General features: G+C 59.4%; 1 protein-coding gene. It reads left to right on the top strand.

The features are described from left to right. Position 1 precedes the first annotated feature (1 nt). Positions 2 to 1,236: glycogen synthase GlgA (gene glgA / locus AACS18_RS17680; protein ID WP_258228761.1), on the top strand; the 1,235-nt coding region annotated here is incomplete at its 3' end.

The raw sequence follows: 1,236 nt of genomic DNA, 5'->3' as shown, positions 1-1,236 counted from the left end.
TATTAACCCACTGAAAATCCTGTTTGTTGCCTCGGAAGTTGAGGGGCTGGTCAAGACCGGGGGCCTGGCAGACGTTGCCAGAGCCCTGCCGATGTACCTGGCCCAGAAGGGACATGATGTCAGGATCATGTTGCCCTTCTACAAGACGATAAAGCGACGGGATGAGGCCAGATTAGTGGCGTCACGCTGGTTGCCAACCCACCCCGGGCTGCCGGATATCGGTTATCGCATCTACCAGATGGAGCTGGATGACGTCTGCGTCTATCTGCTCGACTGCCCACAATATTTCGATCGTCCCCAGCTCTACGCCGAGAACAATCAGGCCTATCCGGATAATGGCGAGCGCTTTGCCTTCTTCTCGGCCGCAGCCCTCCATGCCTGCGAGCAGCTTGGCTTTGCTCCGGATATCGCCCACTGCAATGACTGGCACACCGGCCTGCTGCCACTGCTGCTGAAAACCCGTCACGCCCACAACCCCTTCTTCCAGCAGACCCGCAGCGTGATCAGCATTCACAACGCGGCGTTTCAGGGGGTGTTTGGCCGCGAGCAGTTCTGGGCCATGCCCGAGATCGCCGACTACGAACGCCGCATCAACTACGACTACGGCCACGTTAATCTGCTCAAATGCGGGGTGCTCTACGCCGACAAGATCAATGCGGTCAGCCCCAACTATGCCCAGGAGCTGCTGACTCACCTTGGCGCCCACGGCATGGCGCATATCTTCCAGCAACGGGCGGCGGATCTCTGCGGCATCCTCAACGGTTGCGACTACAAGGACTGGGATCCGGAGTTCGACGAATTCCTGCCTGCGACCTACAGCATCGACAACATGGCTGGCAAACAGATCTGCAAGCAGAGCCTGCAGCAGGAAGCGGGGCTGGCCGTGGCGGACTTGCCCATCTACGGCATGGTTTGCCGCCTGACCGAGCAAAAGGGCGTTCCCCTGCTGCTCCCTGCGTTGGAGAAATTCCTCCACCATCAGGTACAAGTGGTGATCGTCGGCTCTGGCGATCCTGCGCTCGCCACGCAACTGCAAACCATGGCCCGGGATTATCCGGGCAAGCTCGCCTTCATCAACACCTATGACGATCGGCTGGCTCATCTGGTCGAAGCCGGTGCAGACTTCTTCCTGATGCCCTCGCTGTTCGAGCCTTGCGGCCTCAACCAGATGTACAGTCTCGCCTATGGCACCCTGCCACTGGTGCGTGCCGTGGGTGGTCTGAAAGATACCGTGGT

Source organism: Aeromonas sp. HMWF015, assembly GCF_963878965.1.
In the GTDB taxonomy this organism is placed as follows: domain Bacteria; phylum Pseudomonadota; class Gammaproteobacteria; order Enterobacterales; family Aeromonadaceae; genus Aeromonas; species Aeromonas veronii.
Note: the sequence above shows the minus strand (reverse complement) of the source record. Positions and strands in the feature narration are given on the sequence as shown.